We start from the raw sequence: 20,130 nt of genomic DNA, 5'->3' as shown, positions 1-20,130 counted from the left end.
AGCGCTAGCGAGCTACACCATGCCATACCCTCTTTCCCCACACGCCGGTCTTCGGGTCTGCCGTGCCCGCGCTCGTCACGCTCGCGCTGTGGCGGGCGAAGGCGCCGCGCGACGCCGTGCGCGCGACGGCCGTGTCGGCTCCGCTCACCGCGTTCATCCGCATTCCGCGCGCGTGGCAGCTCGCGCTGTTCTTCGGGCTCAGCAACAGCGGCTACGCGAGCCTCGTCGCGTGGCTGCCCGCGTTCTACCGCGGCATCGGCATGCGTCCGCAAGCGAGCGGCAACCTGCTCGCGTGGATGGCACTGTTCCAGGCGATCGGCGCGCTCGCGATGCCGATGCTCGCAAAACGCTCGGCCGACCGCCGCGCCGTGCTGTGGCTCACGCTCGCGCTGCAGGCGGTCGGCTTCATCGGGTTCGCGACGCTGCCCGCGCACGCGCCGTGGCTCTGGGTCGCGAGCGTCGGCCTCGGTCTCGGCGGCTTCTTCTCGATGAGCCTGATCGTCACGCTCGACCACCTGCCCGATGCGCGGCTCGCCGGCGCGCTCGCCGCGTTCGTGCAGGGCATCGGCTTCCTGACCGTCGCGGCCAGCCCCTGGCTGATCGGCTGGCTGCGCGATGCAGGCGGCGGCTTCGCGATCGCGTGGTGGATGCATCTCGGCGTGATCGCCGCGATGGCCGCGCTGAACGCCGCGTTCGCGCCCGCCGGCTACCGGCACTGCATGGTGCGCATCACCGGCGCCGCCCGCTAACGCCCCCTTCGAATCCGGACGTTCGCCGGCCGCTGCCGGCGCAACGTCCCGCCGCCCGCGCATGGCCGGGCGCGGGCAGTCACGCCCGACGGCCGCTGGTTCGCTTCACGACAAACAACATCAATCGGTATTGGAGACAGACATGAAAAAACTCGTCCTGGCCGTCGCGCTCGCGCTGACGGCCGGCGCCGCCGCCGCGAAAGACCCGGCGGTGCTGCGCCTCGGCGTCGACCCCAGCTATGCGCCGTTCGAATCGCTCGCGCCCGACGGCAAGCTCGTCGGCTTCGACATCGATCTCGGCAATGCGATCTGCGAACGGATGAAGGTGCGCTGCGTGTGGGTCGAAAATGCGTTCGACGGGATGATCCCCGCGCTGAAGGCGCGCAAGTTCGACGGCGTGCTGTCGTCGATGAGCGTGACCGAGAAGCGCCTCGCGCAGATCGCATTCACGGACAAGATCGACAACGTGCCGCCCCGGCTCGTCGCGCGGCGCGGCTCGAACCTGCAGCCGACGCCCGAATCGCTGCAGGGCAAGAGCGTCGGCGTCGAGCAGGGTTCGACGCAGGAAACCTATGCGCGCACGTACTGGGAGCCGAAGGGCGTGACCGTCCGCACGTACCAGACGCAGGATCTCGTCTACCAGGACCTGCTGTCGGGGCGGCTCGACGCGTCGCTGCAATCGTCGGTGCAGGCCGACCTCGGTTTCCTGAAAACGGCCAAGGGCGCGAACTTCGAATTCGCGGGGCCGCCGCTGCATGATCCGAAGACGCTCGGCGTGGGTTCGGCGATCGGCGTGCGCAAGGATGACGACGCGCTGCGCACGCAGATCAACCAGGCGCTGGCGAGCCTGATCCAGGACGGGACGTACCAGCGGATCGCGAAGAAGTATTTTTCGTTCGACATCTACAACTGACGGGAACGAACGAGGCAACGCGAAGGGGTGTCGTACACGAATGCACGACGCCCCTGCATAATTTCCTCGACCCGTCGATGCCGATCGCCAGCCGCCTTTCGTAGGACAAACGGAGCACCGGCCGCCCCCTTCTCCCGGTACGGCACCCTCCCGCGCGGGAAACCTAACCCTTTGTACTTCGATTTCCTAAACTGTCTGGAGGAGTTCACGATCCGCTGTCTCGCAGCGTGCCCACTGCCGGATCGCGCACTGGACCGATCCCGGGAGAGAACACGATGCGAACGCCCTTCCTTGTTGCCGGACTCGTCGGATCCGGCCTCCTTCTGGACGGCTGTGCGACACCGATGGGTCAGCAAGCCGCTTCCGCTCGGACACCGCTGGAATATGTGCAGCCCCCCGATCAGTACGTGATCCCCGTACCACTCGCCCCGGCCATCAAAGCCGGCAATCTTGTGTTCGTTTCGGGGATTCCCGCTTATGACCGAAACGGCAAGCTCGCCGTCGGCGATTTCACCAGGCAGATGACCCAGGCGATGGAGAACGTCACGGGCATCCTCAAGGCCGCAGGCACAGGATGGGACCGCGTGGTGAAGGTGGATGTGATGCTGGTGCGCCGGGAAGACTTCAAGGAGATGAACCGCATTTACGCGGGATACTTCCAGGCCGGGAAATTCCCGACCCGAAGTACCGCCATCGTGGCGTCATTGCCGAATCCCGACTTTCTCGTCGAAATCGACTGTATCGCCGTGCTCGACAAGCCATGACGCCTGTCGCGAGCGATCGCGACAGGCACGCCCCGTCAGCGTCGTACGGAGCGACTACGCCGCTCGCTGCAACAGGTCGGTGGCGAACGACTTCGCGTGCGCGACGGCTTCCTGCGCGTCGCCGAACACACCGAGTTCATCCCAGTGTTCTTCGGCCGCGTACGTTCCCTTCACGGCGAGCGCCCGCTGAACGCTCAACTGCGCGGCGTATTTGCCGTCCTGCAACGGCCGGGCCGTCGCCACCACCTTGTGCGGCGGGCTGGCACGCTCCGGCTGAACCAGTTCGACGGCGCCGCCGGCCACGTCGACGTACATCAACTCGTTCCGGGTGTTGCAGTCCGGGCAGTAGAAACACCACCCGGAGTCCTCTTGATGGGGCCTGACCTGCCCGCGAGCCAGCACGGCGCGGCATGCAACGTTTTCGCAGATGAACGGCATGGCAGTCTCCGAAGTTGTTTGTCGGAAATCCTAGCATGTCCGTCGGCGGTCAACCACCGGCATCGGCACGATCGCCTTGCGGTCGATCAGGTTCGGGCTCATACGCCCTTGATACGGCTTACACGCAAGTCGACCCGGCGCTCGCAAGCCGCTCGTCAGCCGGGATAAACTGTCGGCCCGATCCACGAACCCAGCCATCCTCCATGTTGATCCGCGTTGCGACGCCCTCCGATGCCATCCCGCTCGCCGAACTGAAGCGCGACACGTTTCGCGAAACCTTTCTGCAAGACGGATTCAATATCGACTACCCGCCGCACGATCTGGCTGCGTACGAGACCCAGACCTACTCGGTGGAGACAGTCACGGGCCAGCTCAACGATCCCCAGTGCCGCACGTGGGTCGCCGAATGCGACGACGGCCGGCTGGTAGGGTATGCGCACGCGGGGCCGTGCAAGCTCCCGCACCCGGAGGTTGCCGACGGTGCCGGGGAAATCCATCAGATCTACCTTCGACGCGGCACGCAAGGGACCGGCGCCGGGCGCGCGTTGTTCGATTCCGCGCTCGACTACCTGGCCACGGAACGCCCCGGCCCGGTGTGGCTGGGCGTGTGGTCGGGCAACGCGAAGGCCATTGCCTTCTACGAGAAAGCCGGGTTCAAGCGCGTCGGCACGTACGATTTCAAGGTCGGGGAAGCGACCGACCTGGAGTTCATCTACCGTCGCTGACCTTCGCAGCGGCATGCCGACCGAGGTGCGCCGGCGAAAGAAACAGGGCGTCGCGTAGGATCGCGCGACGCCCCTGCTTCACTTCGGTCGCCCCGTTCGGGCAGCGACGGCGATTGATGCGTGAACGGCCGTCAATCGGCCGGCGTCACTTGTAATTGAACGCGTCCGGGTGGTTCTCGAGGCTGCCCGTCAGTGCCGCATAGAGAATCGTCCGTCCGTCGATCGATTCGCTACCGCCGCCGATATTGAGCCATGTCAGCTTCTCGGCGCCCTCCTTCGGACCGGCGACCGACAGCACACCGTACATCACCTTCTTCTGCGGGTCGTACAGCACCGCGATGCGCTCCGACCCGCACCTGTGCGGCTTGCAAGCCGTCATCACGTAGACGTCGTGCCCGCCGAACACGACGGTGGTTGCCGGAGATTCGGTGCCGTTCGTCACCCATGCCGGCACCGCGTGGCCTTTCTTCATCGCGGCGAACGCGTCGCTCGCCGCGCGATCGCCGGGGATGGCGCTCATCGTCCAGGTTTTCGTCGGCGCGGGGCCCGCGGCCCATGCGGCCTGGGTGAGGATCAGCGCGGCAGCGGCAAGCGGCATCCTGACGTTCATTTATCCATACTCCTATCGATGTGACGATTCCTTAGTCGCCACAAAACCGACAAGAGTTCGTCCCGTCATGTCAATTTTTGTCAGTCAATAGTGACTCCGCCTCCACAATGTCTTCGGCTCGTCGAGCAGGTGACGCAACCCGCTGCGCTCGATCGTGAGTGCCGCGACTTCGTTCACCCGTTCGAGAATCGCCTCCTCATCGACCGACAACACGCGCCGCTCCTCCATCAGCACCCTTCCGCCGACCATCGTCATGCACACGTCGGCCGCGTTCGCGAAGCACGTCACGCGATACACCGGCATGTTCATCGGCATCATGTGCGGCCGGAACAGGTCGACGAGGATGATGTCGGCAAGCTTGCCGGCTTCGAGCGAACCGACTTCGTGATCGACCGACAGCGCCTTCGCCGCGTCGATCGTCACCATCTCCAGCACCTTGCCGTGCGGCAGCACGTCCGGGTCGCGGAAATGCCGGCGGTGGTAATGCATGCACTGCCACATGTGGCGGAACATGTCGTAGCCGCGATCGGGCGCCGCGCCGTCCGACGCGATCGCCACCGTCACGCCCGCATCGATCAGCTCGGGCACCGGGCAGCGCCCGATGATCGACATGATCGCGCTCGGGTTGTGGACGATCGCGGTGCCCGTCTCGACGCATGCCGCGATGTCGTCGTCGGTCAGGTCGATGCTGTGCGACATGAACGACGTCGGGCCGAGCAAGCCGAGCTCGCGGTGCGCGAACGCGAGCGTGCCCGCGCGGTGGCCGTCCTGCGTGAACGTCAGCCCGCGCTCGCGCGCCAGCGCGCCGTAACGCGCGGCCTGGTCGCGGAAGTCGCGTTCGTACCGCGCGAGTTCGGGGTCGTGCTCGGGCCCGTACACGGGCAGCGTGAGCGCGATGCGGATCCGGCCGTCGGCATCGCCGTGGCATTCGTCGATGATGCCGTTGCACACTGCGTACATCGTGTCGAAGTCGATGTCGCGCGTGTCGCTGCCGCCCGGCGTGTGGCGCGTGTAAGCACGCGGCGCGGGCGGCCGCGACGGGCCGACCGCGACGATCGAGCGCGTACCGGTGCGCACGACCGCATCGCAATGGCGCCGCGCATAGACCGGATCGTCGACGCGCATGATCGAGTTGCCGCCGCCGAGCAGCGACACGCCCGTCGTCACCCCGGCCTTCAGCCGCTCGAGCGCGGCAAGGTGCGATTCGGTCTCCCAGAACGCCTCGTCGGACGCACGCGTGTAGATCGTCTCGGCCGCGGCCGACCATGCGTCGCCGTCCGCGCCGCCGATCGTGCGCAGCATCGCGTGGCCCGCATGCGCATGCGCATCGATCAGGCCCGGCAGCACGGCCTTGCGGCGCGCGTCGATCGTGCGTGCGGCGCGATAGCGCGCCTGCAGTTCGTCGGTGCCGCCCACGGCGACGATCCGATCGCCCTTCACGGCGACCGCGCCATGCTCGATCACGCGCCGCTGCGGGTCCATCGTAATCACGCAGCCATTCGCGATCAGCGTATCGATCGCTTCGCGGTTGTCCGCCTGGTTGTCCTCGGTCGTCATCGCACAGTGTCCTGTTGTCGTTCGATTGATTTCATTGCCATCCAGCCGTCCAGTCGTCCAGCCGTCACGCGGAACCGACCGGCGCAGCAACCCGCGCCTTCAGCCTGCGCTGTCCCGCGCTGATCACGATGAACACCACCGCATTCAACGCGAGTGCGACGAGCCCGGGGTTGATCGACGTCAGCGTGTTCGGCGCGCGCGGGAACAGCGACGCGAGCGTCACGCCGTAGTAGTTCGTCATCCCGATCACGATCGCGCCGGCGGCGATCCCCGCGAACGCGCCTTCGCGCGTGCCGAACGGCCGCTTCAGGAAGCTCGATGCGAGCATCGGCACGAGCTGCGTGAGCAGGCTCGACGAGAAGATCGCGAGCGTGACGAACGTCGCGCCGCCGCGCAGCACGAAGTAGACGACCACCAGCGTGAAGATCGGCAGCGCGATCCGCGCGACGCGCGTCACCTCGCGGTCGGTCGCGTTCGGCGCGAAGCCTTCGCGGTAGATGTTGCGCGCGATCGTCGTCGACGCGTTCAGCATGATCAGCGAACCCGGCACCAGCGCGGTCAGCAGACCCGTGCCGCCGACGATGCCGACGAACCACGCGGGGAACGTCTGCTTCACGAGCCGCAGCAGCGCGAGATCGGCCTGCGCGCCTTCGAGCCCGTGCACGGTCATCACGGCCGCGAAGCCGACGAGGAACAGGAACGCGATCAGCACCTGGTACAGCGGCATCAGGATCACGTTGCGGCGCAGCGCGCGCTCGTCCTTCGCGACGTAGATCGCGGTGAACCCGTGCGGATACAGGTAGTAGCCGAGCGACGTGAGCAGGATCGTCGAGTTGTACCAGCTCAGGTTGAAGCCGTGCTCGGGCATGCGCAGCAGTTCGGGATGCGCGGCGTCGAGCTTCGCGAACATCGCGCCGAGCCCGCCGTAGTAATGCATCGGCAGGTACAGGCCGAGGAAGATCGCGATCGCGAGGATCAGCACGTCCTTGAAGATCGCGATGCTCGCCGAGCCGTGGATGCCCGACACCACCATGTACACGGCCATCAGCGTCGCGGCGATCCAGATTGCGGCCGCTTGCGGAATCAGCCCGTACGACATCTCCGACACGATCACGCCGAGCCCGCGCAACTGGATCATCAGCAGCGACACCATCGCGAACACCGCGACGACCGACACCAGCACGCCGATCGCGCGGCTGTCGTACTTCGCCGCGAAGTAGTCGGCGAACGACACGAGCCCGCGCGCCTTCGCGTAACGCCAGATCGCCGGCAGCATCCAGTAGCCGATCACGAACGCGAGGCAGCCGTACGACAGGATGTAGAACGCGGGCACGCCCTTGCTGTAGGTCCAGCCGCTCGCGCCGAGGAACGAGAACGTCGAGAACGCCTCGCCGGCCATCAGCAGGAACGTGAGCAGCGAGCCGAAGCCGCGCCCGCCGACCGCCCACTGCTCGAGCGTAAGCTTGCGGCCGCGGCGCGCCATCACGCCGATCGCGAGCGCGAACACGGCGAACGCCGCGATGATGAGGATCGATGCGTTCATCGCGCGTCTCCCGGGCGGCCGGCGCGGGCCGCGTCGCGCTCGTCGCGTTCATCGAGACGGAACAGGATCGCGAGGATCGCGGCGGTGGCCGCCATCCAGACCAGGTTCCAGACGAGCAGGAACGGCAGCCCGAACAGCAACGGCCGCACCTCGGCGAGCGAGCCGCCCGCATACATCCCGACGAACGGCAACGCCGCCAGCAACAGTTTGAGTTTCATGAGTGCCTCCTCCGGAAGACGCGCGTACGCGTCAGAACATCAGAACTTCTGGCGGATGCCGACCACCACCGCCACCTGCGACGTCGTCGACGACGCGCTGTCGGTGCCGTCGATCCACGCCCGGCCGACACCCGACGACGCCTTCTGGTAGAAGCCGTTCACGTACACATCGGTGCGCTTGGACAGCAGGTACTGCACGCCGGCCGATACCTGGTGATAGTGGCCGCTGTCGCTGGCGCGCGCGACCTGCGTATAGGTGTAGCCGGCGGCAGCCATCAGCGCCGGCGTGATCAGGTAGCGCAGGCTGCCTTCGTAGTTGTCGAAGCGCAGCGCACCGCCCGTCGCCTGCCCGAAGTTCGAGCCCGTGTACAGCAGGCCGAGCGTGGCCGGCCCGATCGCGTAGCTGCCGCCCGCGCCCCAGATCTGCTGGCGGATCGCGTTGCCGAGGCTCGCGCCGAACACCGATTCCGATGCCGGATAGTAGTTGTCCGAAGCAACGGCGCCGCTCGGGCTGACCGCCGGATGGTTCACGCGCGCATACGCGGCGCCCGCGTTGAGCGGCCCGTTCGCGTACGTGACGCCCGCGCTCCAGCTGTTGTCGTTCGCGAAGCCGGTCGAGTTCGAGAAGCCGTACACGAGGTTCGCCTGCAGGCCCGCGATCGTCGGCGACACGTACTTCACCGCATTGTTGGTGCGGAACGTGTTGTTGATGTCGTCGTTGTCGAACGGATGCGTCGAGTACTGCGCGAGGAAGCTGCTCATCTGCAGCGAGCCGAGGATGTCCTGCGTCGAGTTGTACTGGCGGCCGAGCGTCACCGCGCCCCAGTTCGCGCCGCTCAGGCCGACCCACGCCGAACGCCCGAACATCCGGCCGCCCTGCCCGAGCGCGCCGTTCGCGACGTTGAAGCCGTTCTCGAGGCGGAAGTTCGCCTTCAGGCCGCCGCCGAGATCCTCGGTGCCGATCAAGCCAAAGCGCGGGCCCGATTCGTTGCCGCCGGTGAATTGCCACAGTGCGTGGCCCTTCGCGTTGTTCGTGTAGGTCACGCCCGCGTCGACGATCCCGTACAGCGTCACCGTCGACTGCGCGTGCGCGGCGCCGGCAAACAGCATGGCCACGGCTGCGCCCACGCCCGCGGCGCTCGTCTTCCCACCTTTGATTCGTACCATCTCCGTCTTCTCCGCTCCAAACCTGTTCATCGATGTGTTGTGTTTTTTTTGAGCCCGCCCATACGCGCCGATCGGGTTGTATAGACAGTCGCTGGATGGTATCCAGCCGCAATCACATCAAGAAATGAAATGTTCAACTGAGCGGCAGTTGAAAATCGAATGACGAGGAAACGAGCGGGGACGGCGCGCCGCTGCAAGAGAAACGAAAGCGCGCGTGTCCGCGGGACATGGCGCGCTTTGCTCAGACGTGAAGGGCTCGCGTAAGCAAGCTGACGAAACGGCGACGCGTGATGCGTCTATGCGGTTTTCCCGGATAGCCCGTGCATCGGCCGCCGCAGCGCGGCGTCGAACGGGTTGGTGCGCGGCCCGATCACATCGGCCTGGCGCCGCAGCAGTTCGACGACCATCGGCATCCGGTCGTCGCCGAGGCGCGACGCGAGCGTACCGACGCTCAGCGCGCCCACCGGATACCCGGTGCGATCGAGGATCGGCACGGCGACGCCGGCCATCCCGTCGAGCACGCCGCTGTTGCGGCCCGCGTAGCCGAGCTGCCGCACGCGTTCGATCTCGGTGCGCAGGTACACCTCGTCGAGCACGCCATGGCCGCGAATGCGCGGCACGTTGAAGCGGATCACTTCCTCGCGTTCCGCTTCTGGCAGGAACGCGAGGATCGCGAGACTGCCCTGCCCGACGCCGAGCGCGATGCGCCCGCCGATGTCGCCGGTGAACGAGCGGATCGGGAACGGCCCTTCGCACAGGTCGAGACACACCGCGTCGAAGCCGCTCTTCACGAGCAGGAAGATCGTCTCGCCGAGACTCGCGCACAGCCGCAACAACGCGGGGCGGCACAGCGTGCGCATGCTGCTCGGGTTGCCGGCCTGCGCGGCGAGCGCGAAGAAGTCGACGCTCAGCCGGTACAGCTTCGATTGCTCGTCCTGCTCGACCATCCCTTCCGCGATCAGCGATTGCAGGATCCGGTGCGCGGTGCCCTGCGTGAGGCCGACAGCCTTCGCGAGATGCGTGACGCGCACGCCGTCCTGCTGCATGCCGGCCAACGCGCGCAGGATCGCGAACGCACGCTGCAGCATGCCGGTGCCCGGCGCGCCGGCCGGATCGGCGGCGTCCTCGTCCGGGTGCGCCGCGCGGGCGGCCGGCGACGTTCCGGGCGAATGGGGTTCCTGCATGCCGGCTCTCCTCGATGATTTCAATGAACGGAATACGGTAGCCGCCATTGTCGTCCGGCCGAAATTCCGCGGGCATCCGGGTGTGCCCGGGATTGACGCGTGCATTTCCCCACCTGGCCGCCCGTCATCCAGCGGAACGATTTGCATGCCGCACCACGATTAATTCCGTTCACCGGAATTTTTCCGAAATTCATCCCGTTCAGCAGAATTCGAAATTGACGCTCCGAAATATGGCTGGCTAGAGTCCGCGTCATCGGCACACCGGCCACGCGGTGTGCGAACCCGGAGCTTCCCATGTCGTTTCTCACGCTTACGGATCTGACGAAAACCTTCGGCGACCTCACCGCCGTCGCCGACGTCAACCTGTCGGTCGAACAAGGCGAATTCGTGTCGCTGCTCGGGCCGTCGGGCTGCGGCAAGACCACCACGCTGCAGATGATCGCCGGCTTCGTCGACGTCACGCACGGGCGCATCGCGCTCGACGGGCAGGACATCACGCACCTGAAGCCGAACCGCCGCGGGCTCGGCATCGTGTTCCAGAGCTATGCGCTGTTTCCGCACATGAGCGTCGCGGAAAACGTCGGCTTCGGCCTCGACATGCGCGGCGTCGACAAGGCCGAGCGCGCGGAGCGCATCCGCGCCGCGCTCGCGCTCGTGCGCCTCGATGCGCTCGCGCACCGTTTCCCGCGCGAGCTGTCGGGCGGGCAGCGGCAGCGCGTCGCGATCGCGCGCGCGGTCGTGATCGAGCCGCCGGTGCTGCTGCTCGACGAACCGATGTCGAACCTCGACGCGAAGCTGCGCGAGGACATGCAGTTCGAGCTGCGCGCGATCCAGCGCAAGATCGGCACGACGACGATCATGGTCACGCACGACCAGTCGGAAGCGCTGTCGATCAGCGATCGCGTGGTCGTGATGGACGCCGGCCGCGTCACGCAGACCGATACGCCATACCGCGCGTACGAGCGCCCGGAAAACCGCTTCGTGTCGCAGTTCATCGGCAAGGCGAACCTGCTGCCCGGCACGATCGTCGCGCACGACGGTGACGCCATCCGCATCGACCTCGGGCACGACCTCGCCGAAACCGGCCGCGCCGCGCACCTGCCGCCGCGCGAACGCGACCTGCGCGTCGGCGACGCGGTGTCGGTCTGCATCCGTCCGGAAAAGCTGCGGCTGTGCGCACCCGAAGCCGGCCGCTTCGCCGCGACCATCACGAGCCGCTTCTTTCTCGGCAGCCAGTGGCTGTACCGCGCCGACAGCGCGCTCGGCGAAGTGCTCGTGTGCTGCCAGAACGAAGGCGCGGAGCCGCTCGCGGAAGGCGCGCCGGTCGGCATCGACTGGCACAGCGACGCCGTGCGCGTGATGCGCCGGGAGGCTTGAATGGGACAGCCTACCCGTCCGCTTCCAACCGACGGCGCGCCGGCCGCGCTCGCGCACCCGGCCGCGGCTTCCGTCGATGCCGTGCCGGCACGCACCGCCGCACCCGCGCCACGCGCGACCTGGCGTGCGCACGCGCCGCTGTGGCTGATGTGCGCGCCCGCCTTCGCGCTGTTCGCCGCGCTCGTGCTCGTACCGCTCGCGATGACGTTCGTGCTGACGTTCTACCGCTTCGACCCGGCGACGGGCGCGATCGCCGCGTTCCAGTTCGGCAACTACGCGGACGTGCTCGGTTCGTCGTACTTCCACACGATCTTCCTGCGCACGTTCGGGATCGCCGTGCTCACGACCGCGATCTGCGTCGCCGTCGGCACGCCGGAAGCGTACGTGCTGTCGAAGATGCGCGACCCGTGGCGCTCGCTGTTCCTGCTCGCGATCCTCGCGCCGCTGCTCGTGTCGATCGTCGTGCGCGCGTTCGGCTGGAGCATGCTGCTGAACACGAGCGGCCTCGTGAACCGGACGCTCGGGCTCGTCGGCCTCGGGCCGTACAAGCTCGAATACACGACCTTCGCGATCGTGATCGCACTGGTGCACGTGATGCTGCCGTTCATGGTGATCCCCGTATGGACGGCACTCCAGCGGCTCGATCCGCAGACCGAGCACGCGGCGCTGTCGCTCGGCGCATCGCCGCTCACGACCCTGCGCCGCATCGTGCTGCCGCAGCTGATGCCGGGCGTGCTGTCGGGCAGCCTGATGGTGTTCGGGCTGTCGGCGAGCGCGTTCGCGATTCCCGGCCTGCTCGGCGGGCGCCGGCTGAAGGTCGCGGCCACGGCCGTCTACGACGAATTCCTCGGCTCGCTGAACTGGCCGCTCGGCGCGACGATCGCGGTGCTGCTGCTGGTCGCGAACCTCGTCGTGATGCTCACCTACTACCGCGTGCTCGAACGCCGCTATGCGCGCAGCCTCGGAGGCGCATCCCGATGAGAAAGAACGGCCCCTTCGCCCTCGCGTTCCACACGCTCGTGATCCTGTTCGTGCTCGCGCCGCTCGCGATCGTCGTGCTGGTCGCGTTCACGCCGGACGAGACGCTGACGCTGCCGACCCACGGGCTGTCGCTGCGCTGGTTCCGCGCGATCCTCGACTACCCCGACTTCGTCACCGCGTTCTTCAACAGCCTGAAGCTCGCCTTCGCATCGGCGACGCTATCGCTCGCGATCGCGCTGCCGGCGGGCCTCGCGATCGGCCGTGCGACGTTTCCCGGCCGCGCGTTCCTGAACGGGCTGCTGCTGTCGCCGCTGGTGATTCCCGGGCTCGTGCTCGGCATCGCGCTGCTGCGCTTCTTCGCGCTGATCGGTGCGACCGGTTCGTTCGCGTGGCTCGTGCTCGCGCACATGATCGTCATCACGCCGTTCGTGATGCGGCTCGTGCTCGCGTCCGTCGCCGGCCTCGACCGCAGCATCGAGCAGGCCGCGTGCTCGCTCGGCGCGGACCCGTGGACGACCTTCCGCCGCATCACGCTGCCGATGATCGTGCCCGGCATCACCGGCGGCTGGCTGCTCGCGTTCATCAACAGCTTCGACGAACTGACGATGTCGATCTTCGTCACGTCGCCGCAGACGGTCACGCTGCCCGTGCGCATGTACATGTACGCGACCGAGTCGATCGACCCGATGATGGCGTCGGTGTCGGCGCTCGTCATCTTCATCACCGCCGGCGCGATGCTGCTGCTCGATCGCGTGTACGGCCTGAACCGCATCCTGATCGGCCAACACTGACGATGACTCCCGTTTCCCGTTCAATTGAACCCGTGGACGACGGCGCGCAGTTCGTGCGCGTCGCCGAGCGCGAGCGTGCCGCCGTCGCGTTCATGCTCGATGGCCGCCCCGCGCAGGCACTGGCCGGCGACACCGTGCTCACCGCGATCCTCGTCGCGCAGCGCCGCGTGCGCGTCAGCGAATTCAGCGGACTGCCGCGCGCGGGCTTCTGCCTGATCGGCGCGTGCCAGGACTGCTGGGTGCGCACCGAGGCAGGCGCACGCATGCGCGCATGCTCGACGCCGATCGCCGAAGGCATGCGGATTCTCACCGGCGTACCGCCCGTCGCAACCGGAGACGCGCAATGAACGACGCACGACAACCGGTGATCGTCGGCGCGGGCCCGGCGGGTGTGCGCGCGGCCGAGGCGCTGGTCGACGCGGGGCTGCGCCCTGTCGTGATCGACGAGAACGCGCGCTGGGGCGGGCAGATCTACCGGCAACCGCCGGCCGACGGCGCGTTCGCACGCGGCAAGCGCACGCTGTACGGGTTCGAGGCCGCCAAGGCCGACGCCGTGCACCGGACCATGGCCGCGCTGCTGCCGCACGTCGACTACCGGCCGGACACGCTCGCGTGGGCGTGCGGCGCGGGCCGCGTCGATACGCTGCAGGGCGGCCGCGAAGTGACCGTGCCGTATTCGCACCTGATCGTCGCGAGCGGCGCGACCGACCGCATGCTGCCCGTGCCGGGCTGGACCCTCGCGGGCGTCTATACGCTCGGTGGCGCGCAGGTCGCGCTGAAGGCGCAGGGCTGCGCGATCGGCCGGCGCATCGTGTTCGCGGGCACGGGGCCGCTGCTGTATCTCGTCGCGTACCAGTATGCGAAGGCCGGCGCGCAGGTCGCGGCCGTGCTCGACACGAGCCCGCTGCGCCGCCAGGCCGCCGCCGCGCCCGCGCTGCTGCGCATGCCTTCCACCTTCGCGAAGGGGCTCTATTACATCGGCTGGCTGCGCGCGCATGGCGTGACGATCGAAACCGGGGTTACGCTCGAACGCGTCCTCGGCGAACACCATGTGACGGGGCTCGCGTGGCGCGCGGCCGGCAGCGACGCACCGCCGCGCGTGCTCGACTGCGATGCGCTCGGCCTCGGCTTCGGCCTGCGTTCGGAAACGCAGCTCGCCGATCTCGCCGGCTGCCGGTTCGGCTTCGATCCGCTCAACCGTGCATGGCTGCCCGAGCGCGACGCAGCCGGCCGCACGTCGGTACGCGGGATCTACGTCGCGGGCGACGGCGCGGGCATCGCGGGCGCGGATGCAGCCGAAGCGTCGGGCCGGCGCGCGGCGCTCGCGTTGCTCGACGACGCCGGCATCGTTTCGCCGTCGCCGGCCGGCAAGCCCGACGCGGCAACGCTCGAACGCACGCTCGCGCGCATCGGCGCCTCCCGCGCCGGCCTCGAAACGGCGTTCTCGCCGCCCGTCGAGCAGGCCGCGCGTTGCGCCGACGACACGATCGTGTGCCGCGGGGAGGAGACCGACGCGGGGACGCTGCGCCGCTGCATCCGGGCCGGGGCAGCGACGGAACTGAACCGGGTGAAGGCGCTGACACGCGTCGGGATGGGCGGCTGCCAGGGCAGCACGGGCGGGGGATGGGCTGCGCTCGGCCGTCGTAGCAGCCGAAACCGGCCGCCCGCTTGCCGAGGTCGGCCGGTTGCGCGCGCAACCACCCGTGAAGCCTTTCCCGATCTCGGCCGCGCTCGCGGGCGACGACGTCGCGGCGATTCCCGACGAGGCGCGCGATGAGTGAAATCCGGCATTACGACGTCGCGATCGTGGGCGGCGGCCTCGTCGGCGCATCGGCCGCCCTCGCGCTGACACGGCGCGGCCTGCGCGTCGGGCTGTTCGAGCGGCGCGACTGCGGCGCGCAGGCGAGCGGCGTGAACTACGGCGGCGTGCGCTGCCAGGGCCGGCCGGCCGAGCAACTGCCGCTTGCGCTACGCGCGCGGCGCATCTGGGATCGCCTGCCCGAGCTGATCGGCATCGACGGCGAATTCGTCGTGTCGGGCCACTTGCGGCTCGCGCGCAGTGAAACCGACCTCGACGCGCTCGACGCGTACGCGACACTCGCCGGCGAGCACGGCCTGCCGCTGCAGGTGATGCGCGGCGACGCGTTCCGCCGCCGCTATCCGTGGCTCGGCCGCGCGGCGCTCGGCGGTTCGCTGTGCGTAACCGACGGTCATGCGAACCCGCGCCTCGTGTCGCCCGCGTTCGCGCGCGCGGCCCGCACGGCAGGCGCCGACGTGTTCGAGCACACGCCCGTCGGCGACGTTCACCATGACGGCACGCGCTTCCACTTTCATGCAGACGGCCACGCGTGCAGCGCGACGTGGCTGATCAATTCGGCCGGTGCGTGGGCGAACACGATCGCCGGGCGCTTCGGCGAAGCCGTGCCGATGGAGCCGATCTACCCGAACATGTGGGTGACCGAACCGCTGCCGCCGTTCATCACGCACAACCTGGGCGTCTACGGCGGCGGCGTGTATGCGCGGCAGGTTGCGCGCGGCAACTGCGTGATCGGCGGCGGGCGCGGCCATGGCGACGGCGAGTTCGGCCAGCCGTCGGTCGATACGACGCGCGCGGTGATGCGCGACGCGTGCGCGCTGCTGCCCGCGCTGCGCGACGCGCTGCTGATCCGCACATGGAGCGGCGTCGAAGGCTGCACGCCCGACCACAATCCGATCATCGGCGCGAGCCGCACGACGCCGCGCCTGCTGCATGCATTCGGCTTTTCCGGCGGCGGCTTCCTGCTCGCGCCGGGTGTCGGCGACGTGCTCGCCGATCTCGTCACGGCCGGCGAAACCGCCACGCCGCTCGATGCGTTCTCGATCGGCCGTTTCGCCCCGCAGGCCACGCCGACCACCCCTTTCCCCCAAGAGGAGACCCACAAATGAAACTGCTCGGAACGATCGCGGCCGCCGCCGCTCTCTGCATCGCGGGCGCAAGCGCCTCCGCGTTCGCACAAACCAAGACAATCTATGTCGGCATGAACGGCGGCCCGATGGAGAAGGCCTATACGAGCCAGGTGCTGCCCGACTTCGAGAAGGCGAACAACGTGAAGGTCGTCGTCGTGCCCGGCACGTCGTCGGACGTGCTCGCGAAGCTGCTCGCGAACCGCAACAAGCCGCAGATCCACGTCGCGTTCCTCGACGACGGCGTGATGGCGCGCGCGGTCAGCCTCGGCGTGTGCCAGAAGCTCGACGATTCGCCGGTGCTGAAGGAGCTGTACCCGTTCGCGCGGATGAAGGACGACGTCGGCGCGGGCGTGCAACTGGGGATGACCGGCATCGCGTACAACAAGAAGCTGTTCGCGGAAAAGGGTTGGACGCCGCCGACGTCGTGGATGGATTTCGCCGATCCGAAATACAAGGGCAAGGTCGTGTTCCAGTCGGCGTCGAGCAGCACGTTCGGGCTGCACGGCTTCCTCGCAATCAACCGGCTGCTCGGCGGCAGCGAGCAGAACGTCGAGCCCGGCTTCAGCAAGTGGGCGAGTACGGTCGGGCCGAACGTCGTCGAGTACATCCCGAACTCGGCGAAGATCTCCGAGATGGTGCAGACCGGCGAAGCCGGCCTGTTCCCGCTCACGCCGACCGGTGTCGGCGACCTGCAGGACAAGGGCATCCCGGTCGCGTACGCGAACCCGAAGGAAGGCCCCGTGCTGCTGCTCGTCGATCTGTGCGTGGTCGCGAACAATCCCGATCCGCAACTGGCGCAGAAGCTCGCGCAGTTCCTGCTGTCCGCGCCCGCGCAGACGAAGGCCGCCGAGGCCGGCAAGCAGATTCCGACCAACCGCGTCGCGAAAATGCCCGCCGCGATGCAGCAGAGCCTCGGCAACGTCGACGACCTGGTGCGCAAGGTGACGGTCGTCGACTGGACCGCGATCAACGCGCGCCGCGCGCAGTGGGATACGCGCTGGAACCGGCAGATCGAGCGGTAAGCCCGCGACGCGCGTCACAACGGCTGGCTGTCGATCCGCAACAGGTTCACCACCGACACGACGCCGTCGACACGCCGCGCCGCCTCGGCCGCCAGCGCGGCCTGGCCCGTATCGGACACCGACCCGGCGAGCGTCACGACACCGTCGCGCACGCGCACGAGCACACGCGTCGCATTCAATCCCTGCGTGCGGGCCAGCGCCGCGCTCACACGCCGCATCAGCTTGCGGTCGGCCGCCTTGCGCTGCCTGGCGACCGATGCCGCCGCCGGCGCGGCACCGGCAACCGGCGCGGATGACGGCGTGGCTGCCGCGTCCGATTGCGCCAGCGCCGGCGTCAGTGCCGTACAGCACGCCGCGATCGCCAGCACGGTGCAAGCAACCGACTTCATCAGGATTTTCATGAGGATTCCTCTTTTCGTAGAATGAGAAAAGCGCGGCGTTCAAAAGCGCGTCATCATCCCGAGCGTCACGCCGGTCGTTGCGCTCGCGCCTGGCCGCAAACCCAACGCGGCGCGCGTCACGGGGTCGCGCATATAGGCGCCCGTCATGCCGTTTCGATCGAATTCGACATACAGTTCGGTGCGCTTCGACAGGAAGTACTCGGCAACCGCGTAGACCGTCAGCTTGTTGCCGTCCGCACGCGGGACGTTGCCGATGCGGCGCGCGATGTCGTAGAAACCGGCGGCGGAAAACTGCAGGCGCGGCGTCGGCTGCACGAGCAGCGCGAGCGACGGGATATCGTCGTGTCGCGTCGGCGCGCCGGCGCCGTGCGCGGTCACGGCCAGCGATGCATAGCTCGCGTACAGGCGTGCGGGGCCGAACTGCAACGTGCCGCCCGTCTGGATCGTCTGCGCGGATTGCGTGCCGTCGGCGCTGTACGTCTTCGAATAAGATGCGCCGCCCATCACGTTCGCAAACGAATACATCGCCGCCGCCGAAAAGTTCGTGCCGGCACGCGTGTTGCCCGCGACGCCACCCGGCGAATAGCTCGCGCCGAACCGCAGGCCGCCCGCCTGGCCGAGATACTTGATCGTGTTGTTGAAGCGCGAATCGAGCGTGAAGAAGTTGCCCGCGAACTGCACGCCCGGCTCGACCGCCAGCGATTGCCCGCGCCCGCCGAGCGGATCGAGCGCGATGCCGAGATCCTCGGCCGCGTTGAACTGGCGGCCGAACGTGAATCGCCCGAACGCGCCCGACACGCCGACATAGGCGGCCTGCGAGAACAGCGTGCCCGGCGTCTTCAACGCGCCGGTGCCGGTGTTGTACGCGCCGTCGAGCACGAACAGCGCGGTCGTGCCGCCGCCCAGGTCCTCCTTGCCGCGAATCCCGAACTCGTTGCCGGCAATGATGTTGGTGCCGTTGAAGCCCACCTGGCTGCCGCCCTGTTGCCCGTTGACCCATCGCACGCCGCCACCGACCTGGCCGAACAGCGTCACGCTCGACTGCGCGTGCGCGCTTCCCCACAGCGTGCCGATCAGCGCCGCCGCGATCATCTTCTTCATGTCTCCTCCTGCCGCGTCGCCGCGCGGCGTTTCGTGGTACTGCTCCCGTCGAAAGGCGCCGCGGCCCGACTGGCAGGCCGTACGCCGAATGCGATGCAATGCGATGTGCGCGGCAAGCGCTAGCGGCCGCACGCGCCGACCGTCGGCGCGGCACGCTCCGTGTCGCCCGCGAGGCGCCGCAGCGACCGCTGCGGATCGAGGCACCAGGCGGCGAATACGCCGCACGCGATCAGCACGACGCCGCACACGACGCCCGCCTGTTCGAAGCCGCGCGCGACCGACGCGCCGCTCGCCTCGATCAGCATCCCGGTGACGACCGGCGCGCCGAGGCCCGCAAGCGACGCGAAGCCGTTGCTGAGCGCCAGCACGCCGCCACGCTGCGCGTCCGGCGTCACCTCGGCGAGCATCGCGGGGCCGATCGAATACATCGTCAGCGTCAGGCCGCTGCCGAGCGTCAGCAGCACGAGCTTCGCCGCGCGCGGCAGCTCCGGCACCGGCAGCATGGCCAGCATCGCGCCGGCGATGGCGAGCGTGACCGCGATGAACGTGCCGCGTCCGTGCCGCGACGGCATGCCGCGCGCGAGCAAGGTTTGCGACAGCCAGGCCAGCGCGAGACTGAGCGGCGACGTGACCGCGACGAACAGCGCGAACATGCGCCCCGCCTCATGCGGCCCGAAGCCGAGCCCGAGCTGCAGGTAGGTCGGCATCCACGTGAGCGTCATCGCGAGAATCCAGTTCGCCGCGAAATGGCCGAGGAAGTTGCCGAGCACCGTGCGGTCGGTCAGCAGCCGCCCGTACGGCACGCGCTCGCCGCCGGTCGCGCGCGGGCCGCGCGACAGCGTGCCCTCCTCGCCGAGCACCGCCCACGCGATGCACCACACGGCCCCGAGCACCGCCAGCACCGCGAAGTTCGCGCGCCAGCCCCAGTGCGACGTGACGACCGGAATCGCGAGCCCCGCGATCAGCAGGCCGAGCGCGCTGCCCTGGTGCAGCAGCGCGACCGGGAGATTGCGCCGCGTATCGGGAAACCATTTGTAGATCGCGTGCGTCGCGACCGGCGATGCGGGCCCTTCGCCGATGCCGAGCAGCACGCGGCACGCGATGACGACCCAGATCGAGCTTGCGACGAGCATCGGCAACTGCAGCAGCGCCCATGCGGCCGCCATCGCGAACAGCAGCCATTTCGCGGGCCAGCGGTTCGCGGCGATACCGCCCGCGACCGCCGCGACCGCGAACAGCCAGTTGAGGCTGCCGCCGATCACGCCGAACTGCGTCGGGCTCAGATGCAGGTCGCGCATCATCGGCACCGACACGAGGCCGAGCACGACCTTGTCGAGAAAATTCACCAGCATCATCAGCGCGAGCATCGTCGCGATGGACCACGCCCGTCCGGGGCGGTACTGCGCACCATTCGTCATGGCTGTCTCCTGTTTATTGGTCGTCGGCGGCCGGTGGCGTCGCGCTATCCGCCGCCGTGCTCGCCGGGCGCCGGCACCCGGTCGTCACCGTCCGGCAGGCCGAGCGCGAACAGCAGCGCGATCGTCATGCCTCGCGAACCGCCGATCATCCCGCCGATCACGATGAACAGGGCCGTGATCGCGGCCATCAGCATCGCCGTTTTGACCCAATTGAACATACCCACT

The 20,130-nt window shown here is 68.3% G+C and carries 19 protein-coding genes and 3 pseudogenes; 11 read left to right on the top strand and 11 right to left on the bottom strand.

Annotated elements, in window-relative coordinates:
* From G3N98_RS30990 to G3N98_RS30980, 3 genes and pseudogenes are all read left to right on the top strand, one after another.
* A pseudogene (locus G3N98_RS30990) lies at nucleotides 1-749 on the top strand (MFS transporter); the annotation flags it as partial.
* Nucleotides 750-891: 142 nt separating this feature from the next.
* Nucleotides 892-1,662 carry an ABC transporter substrate-binding protein gene (locus tag G3N98_RS30985; RefSeq protein ID WP_206150339.1) on the top strand — a complete coding sequence of 257 codons (771 nt, stop codon included), beginning with the start codon at nucleotides 892-894 and terminating at the stop codon, nucleotides 1,660-1,662.
* Nucleotides 1,663-1,937: 275 nt separating this feature from the next.
* Nucleotides 1,938-2,426, top strand: a complete 489-nt coding sequence (locus tag G3N98_RS30980; RefSeq protein WP_089443157.1) for a RidA family protein — start codon at nucleotides 1,938-1,940, stop codon at nucleotides 2,424-2,426.
* A gap of 54 nt (nucleotides 2,427-2,480) precedes the next feature.
* On the opposite strand, the gene G3N98_RS30975 is transcribed toward G3N98_RS30980, so the two are convergent.
* A complete protein-coding gene (locus G3N98_RS30975) occupies nucleotides 2,481-2,864 on the bottom strand; it encodes a hypothetical protein (protein WP_039364182.1) in 384 nt (127 codons plus the stop codon).
* Between the two features lie 203 nt (nucleotides 2,865-3,067).
* Between G3N98_RS30975 and G3N98_RS30970 the strand changes: the two genes are divergently transcribed.
* The gene (locus G3N98_RS30970) at nucleotides 3,068-3,589 is read left to right on the top strand and encodes a GNAT family N-acetyltransferase (protein ID WP_206150338.1); all 522 of its coding nucleotides are present in this window, start codon (nucleotides 3,068-3,070) and stop codon (nucleotides 3,587-3,589) included.
* 145 nt (nucleotides 3,590-3,734) lie between these two features.
* On the opposite strand, the gene G3N98_RS30965 is transcribed toward G3N98_RS30970, so the two are convergent.
* The 6 genes from G3N98_RS30965 to G3N98_RS30940 form a co-directional block, all read right to left on the bottom strand.
* Nucleotides 3,735-4,199, bottom strand: a complete 465-nt coding sequence (locus G3N98_RS30965; protein ID WP_206150337.1) for an Ivy family C-type lysozyme inhibitor — start codon at nucleotides 4,197-4,199, stop codon at nucleotides 3,735-3,737.
* Between the two features lie 84 nt (nucleotides 4,200-4,283).
* Nucleotides 4,284-5,756, bottom strand: a complete 1,473-nt coding sequence (locus G3N98_RS30960) for an amidohydrolase family protein (RefSeq protein ID WP_206150336.1) — start codon at nucleotides 5,754-5,756, stop codon at nucleotides 4,284-4,286.
* 64 nt (nucleotides 5,757-5,820) lie between these two features.
* Complete coding sequence (locus tag G3N98_RS30955) at nucleotides 5,821-7,299, bottom strand: sodium:solute symporter (protein WP_206150335.1); 1,479 nt, start codon at nucleotides 7,297-7,299, stop codon at nucleotides 5,821-5,823.
* The gene (locus tag G3N98_RS30950) at nucleotides 7,296-7,517 is read right to left on the bottom strand and encodes a DUF3311 domain-containing protein (protein ID WP_206150334.1); all 222 of its coding nucleotides are present in this window, start codon (nucleotides 7,515-7,517) and stop codon (nucleotides 7,296-7,298) included. The genes G3N98_RS30955 and G3N98_RS30950 overlap by 4 nt, the downstream gene beginning before the upstream one ends.
* Nucleotides 7,518-7,556: 39 nt before the next feature.
* Nucleotides 7,557-8,627 (bottom strand): porin, encoded by a 1,071-nt coding sequence (locus G3N98_RS30945; protein WP_241026161.1) that lies wholly within the window; start codon nucleotides 8,625-8,627, stop codon nucleotides 7,557-7,559.
* Nucleotides 8,628-8,980: 353 nt separating this feature from the next.
* Nucleotides 8,981-9,868: an IclR family transcriptional regulator gene (locus G3N98_RS30940; protein WP_206150332.1), complete on the bottom strand. Its 888-nt coding sequence runs from the start codon at nucleotides 9,866-9,868 to the stop codon at nucleotides 8,981-8,983.
* Between the two features lie 294 nt (nucleotides 9,869-10,162).
* Between G3N98_RS30940 and G3N98_RS30935 the strand changes: the two genes are divergently transcribed.
* The 7 genes and pseudogenes from G3N98_RS30935 (at nucleotide 10,163) to G3N98_RS30905 (ending at nucleotide 16,985) form a co-directional block, all read left to right on the top strand.
* Nucleotides 10,163-11,245, top strand: a complete 1,083-nt coding sequence (locus G3N98_RS30935; protein ID WP_206150331.1) for an ABC transporter ATP-binding protein — start codon at nucleotides 10,163-10,165, stop codon at nucleotides 11,243-11,245.
* Nucleotides 11,246-12,226 (top strand): ABC transporter permease, encoded by a 981-nt coding sequence (locus tag G3N98_RS30930; protein ID WP_206150330.1) that lies wholly within the window; start codon nucleotides 11,246-11,248, stop codon nucleotides 12,224-12,226.
* Entirely contained in the window at nucleotides 12,223-13,017 is a 795-nt protein-coding gene (locus G3N98_RS30925) for an ABC transporter permease (RefSeq protein ID WP_175032061.1), read from the top strand. The genes G3N98_RS30930 and G3N98_RS30925 overlap by 4 nt, the downstream gene beginning before the upstream one ends.
* 2 nt (nucleotides 13,018-13,019) lie before the next feature.
* Entirely contained in the window at nucleotides 13,020-13,364 is a 345-nt protein-coding gene (locus G3N98_RS30920; RefSeq protein ID WP_206150329.1) for a (2Fe-2S)-binding protein, read from the top strand.
* Nucleotides 13,361-14,798 (top strand): annotated as a pseudogene (locus tag G3N98_RS30915) (FAD-dependent oxidoreductase). The gene G3N98_RS30920 and the pseudogene G3N98_RS30915 overlap by 4 nt, the downstream one beginning before the upstream one ends.
* Nucleotides 14,791-15,942 (top strand): FAD-dependent oxidoreductase, encoded by a 1,152-nt coding sequence (locus G3N98_RS30910; RefSeq protein ID WP_206150328.1) that lies wholly within the window; start codon nucleotides 14,791-14,793, stop codon nucleotides 15,940-15,942. The pseudogene G3N98_RS30915 and the gene G3N98_RS30910 overlap by 8 nt, the downstream one beginning before the upstream one ends.
* Nucleotides 15,939-16,985 carry an ABC transporter substrate-binding protein gene (locus G3N98_RS30905; RefSeq protein ID WP_206150327.1) on the top strand — a complete coding sequence of 349 codons (1,047 nt, stop codon included), beginning with the start codon at nucleotides 15,939-15,941 and terminating at the stop codon, nucleotides 16,983-16,985. The genes G3N98_RS30910 and G3N98_RS30905 overlap by 4 nt, the downstream gene beginning before the upstream one ends.
* A 14-nt stretch (nucleotides 16,986-16,999) precedes the next feature.
* On the opposite strand, the gene G3N98_RS30900 is transcribed toward G3N98_RS30905, so the two are convergent.
* From G3N98_RS30900 to G3N98_RS30885, 4 genes and pseudogenes are all read right to left on the bottom strand, one after another.
* Nucleotides 17,000-17,386 carry a BON domain-containing protein gene (locus G3N98_RS30900; RefSeq protein ID WP_241026159.1) on the bottom strand — a complete coding sequence of 129 codons (387 nt, stop codon included), beginning with the start codon at nucleotides 17,384-17,386 and terminating at the stop codon, nucleotides 17,000-17,002.
* A gap of 39 nt (nucleotides 17,387-17,425) precedes the next feature.
* Nucleotides 17,426-18,487, bottom strand: a complete 1,062-nt coding sequence (locus tag G3N98_RS30895; protein WP_206150326.1) for a porin — start codon at nucleotides 18,485-18,487, stop codon at nucleotides 17,426-17,428.
* 119 nt (nucleotides 18,488-18,606) lie between these two features.
* Nucleotides 18,607-19,905, bottom strand: coding sequence for an MFS transporter (locus tag G3N98_RS30890; protein ID WP_206150325.1), 1,299 nt, complete (start codon nucleotides 19,903-19,905; stop codon nucleotides 18,607-18,609).
* Between the two features lie 95 nt (nucleotides 19,906-20,000).
* A pseudogene (locus tag G3N98_RS30885) lies at nucleotides 20,001-20,123 on the bottom strand (protease HtpX); the annotation flags it as partial.
* Nucleotides 20,124-20,130 lie beyond the last annotated feature (7 nt).

The organism is Burkholderia sp. Tr-20390 (genome assembly GCF_017104595.1).
Classification (GTDB): domain Bacteria; phylum Pseudomonadota; class Gammaproteobacteria; order Burkholderiales; family Burkholderiaceae; genus Burkholderia.
This window is presented reverse-complemented; position numbering and strand designations above follow the sequence as displayed.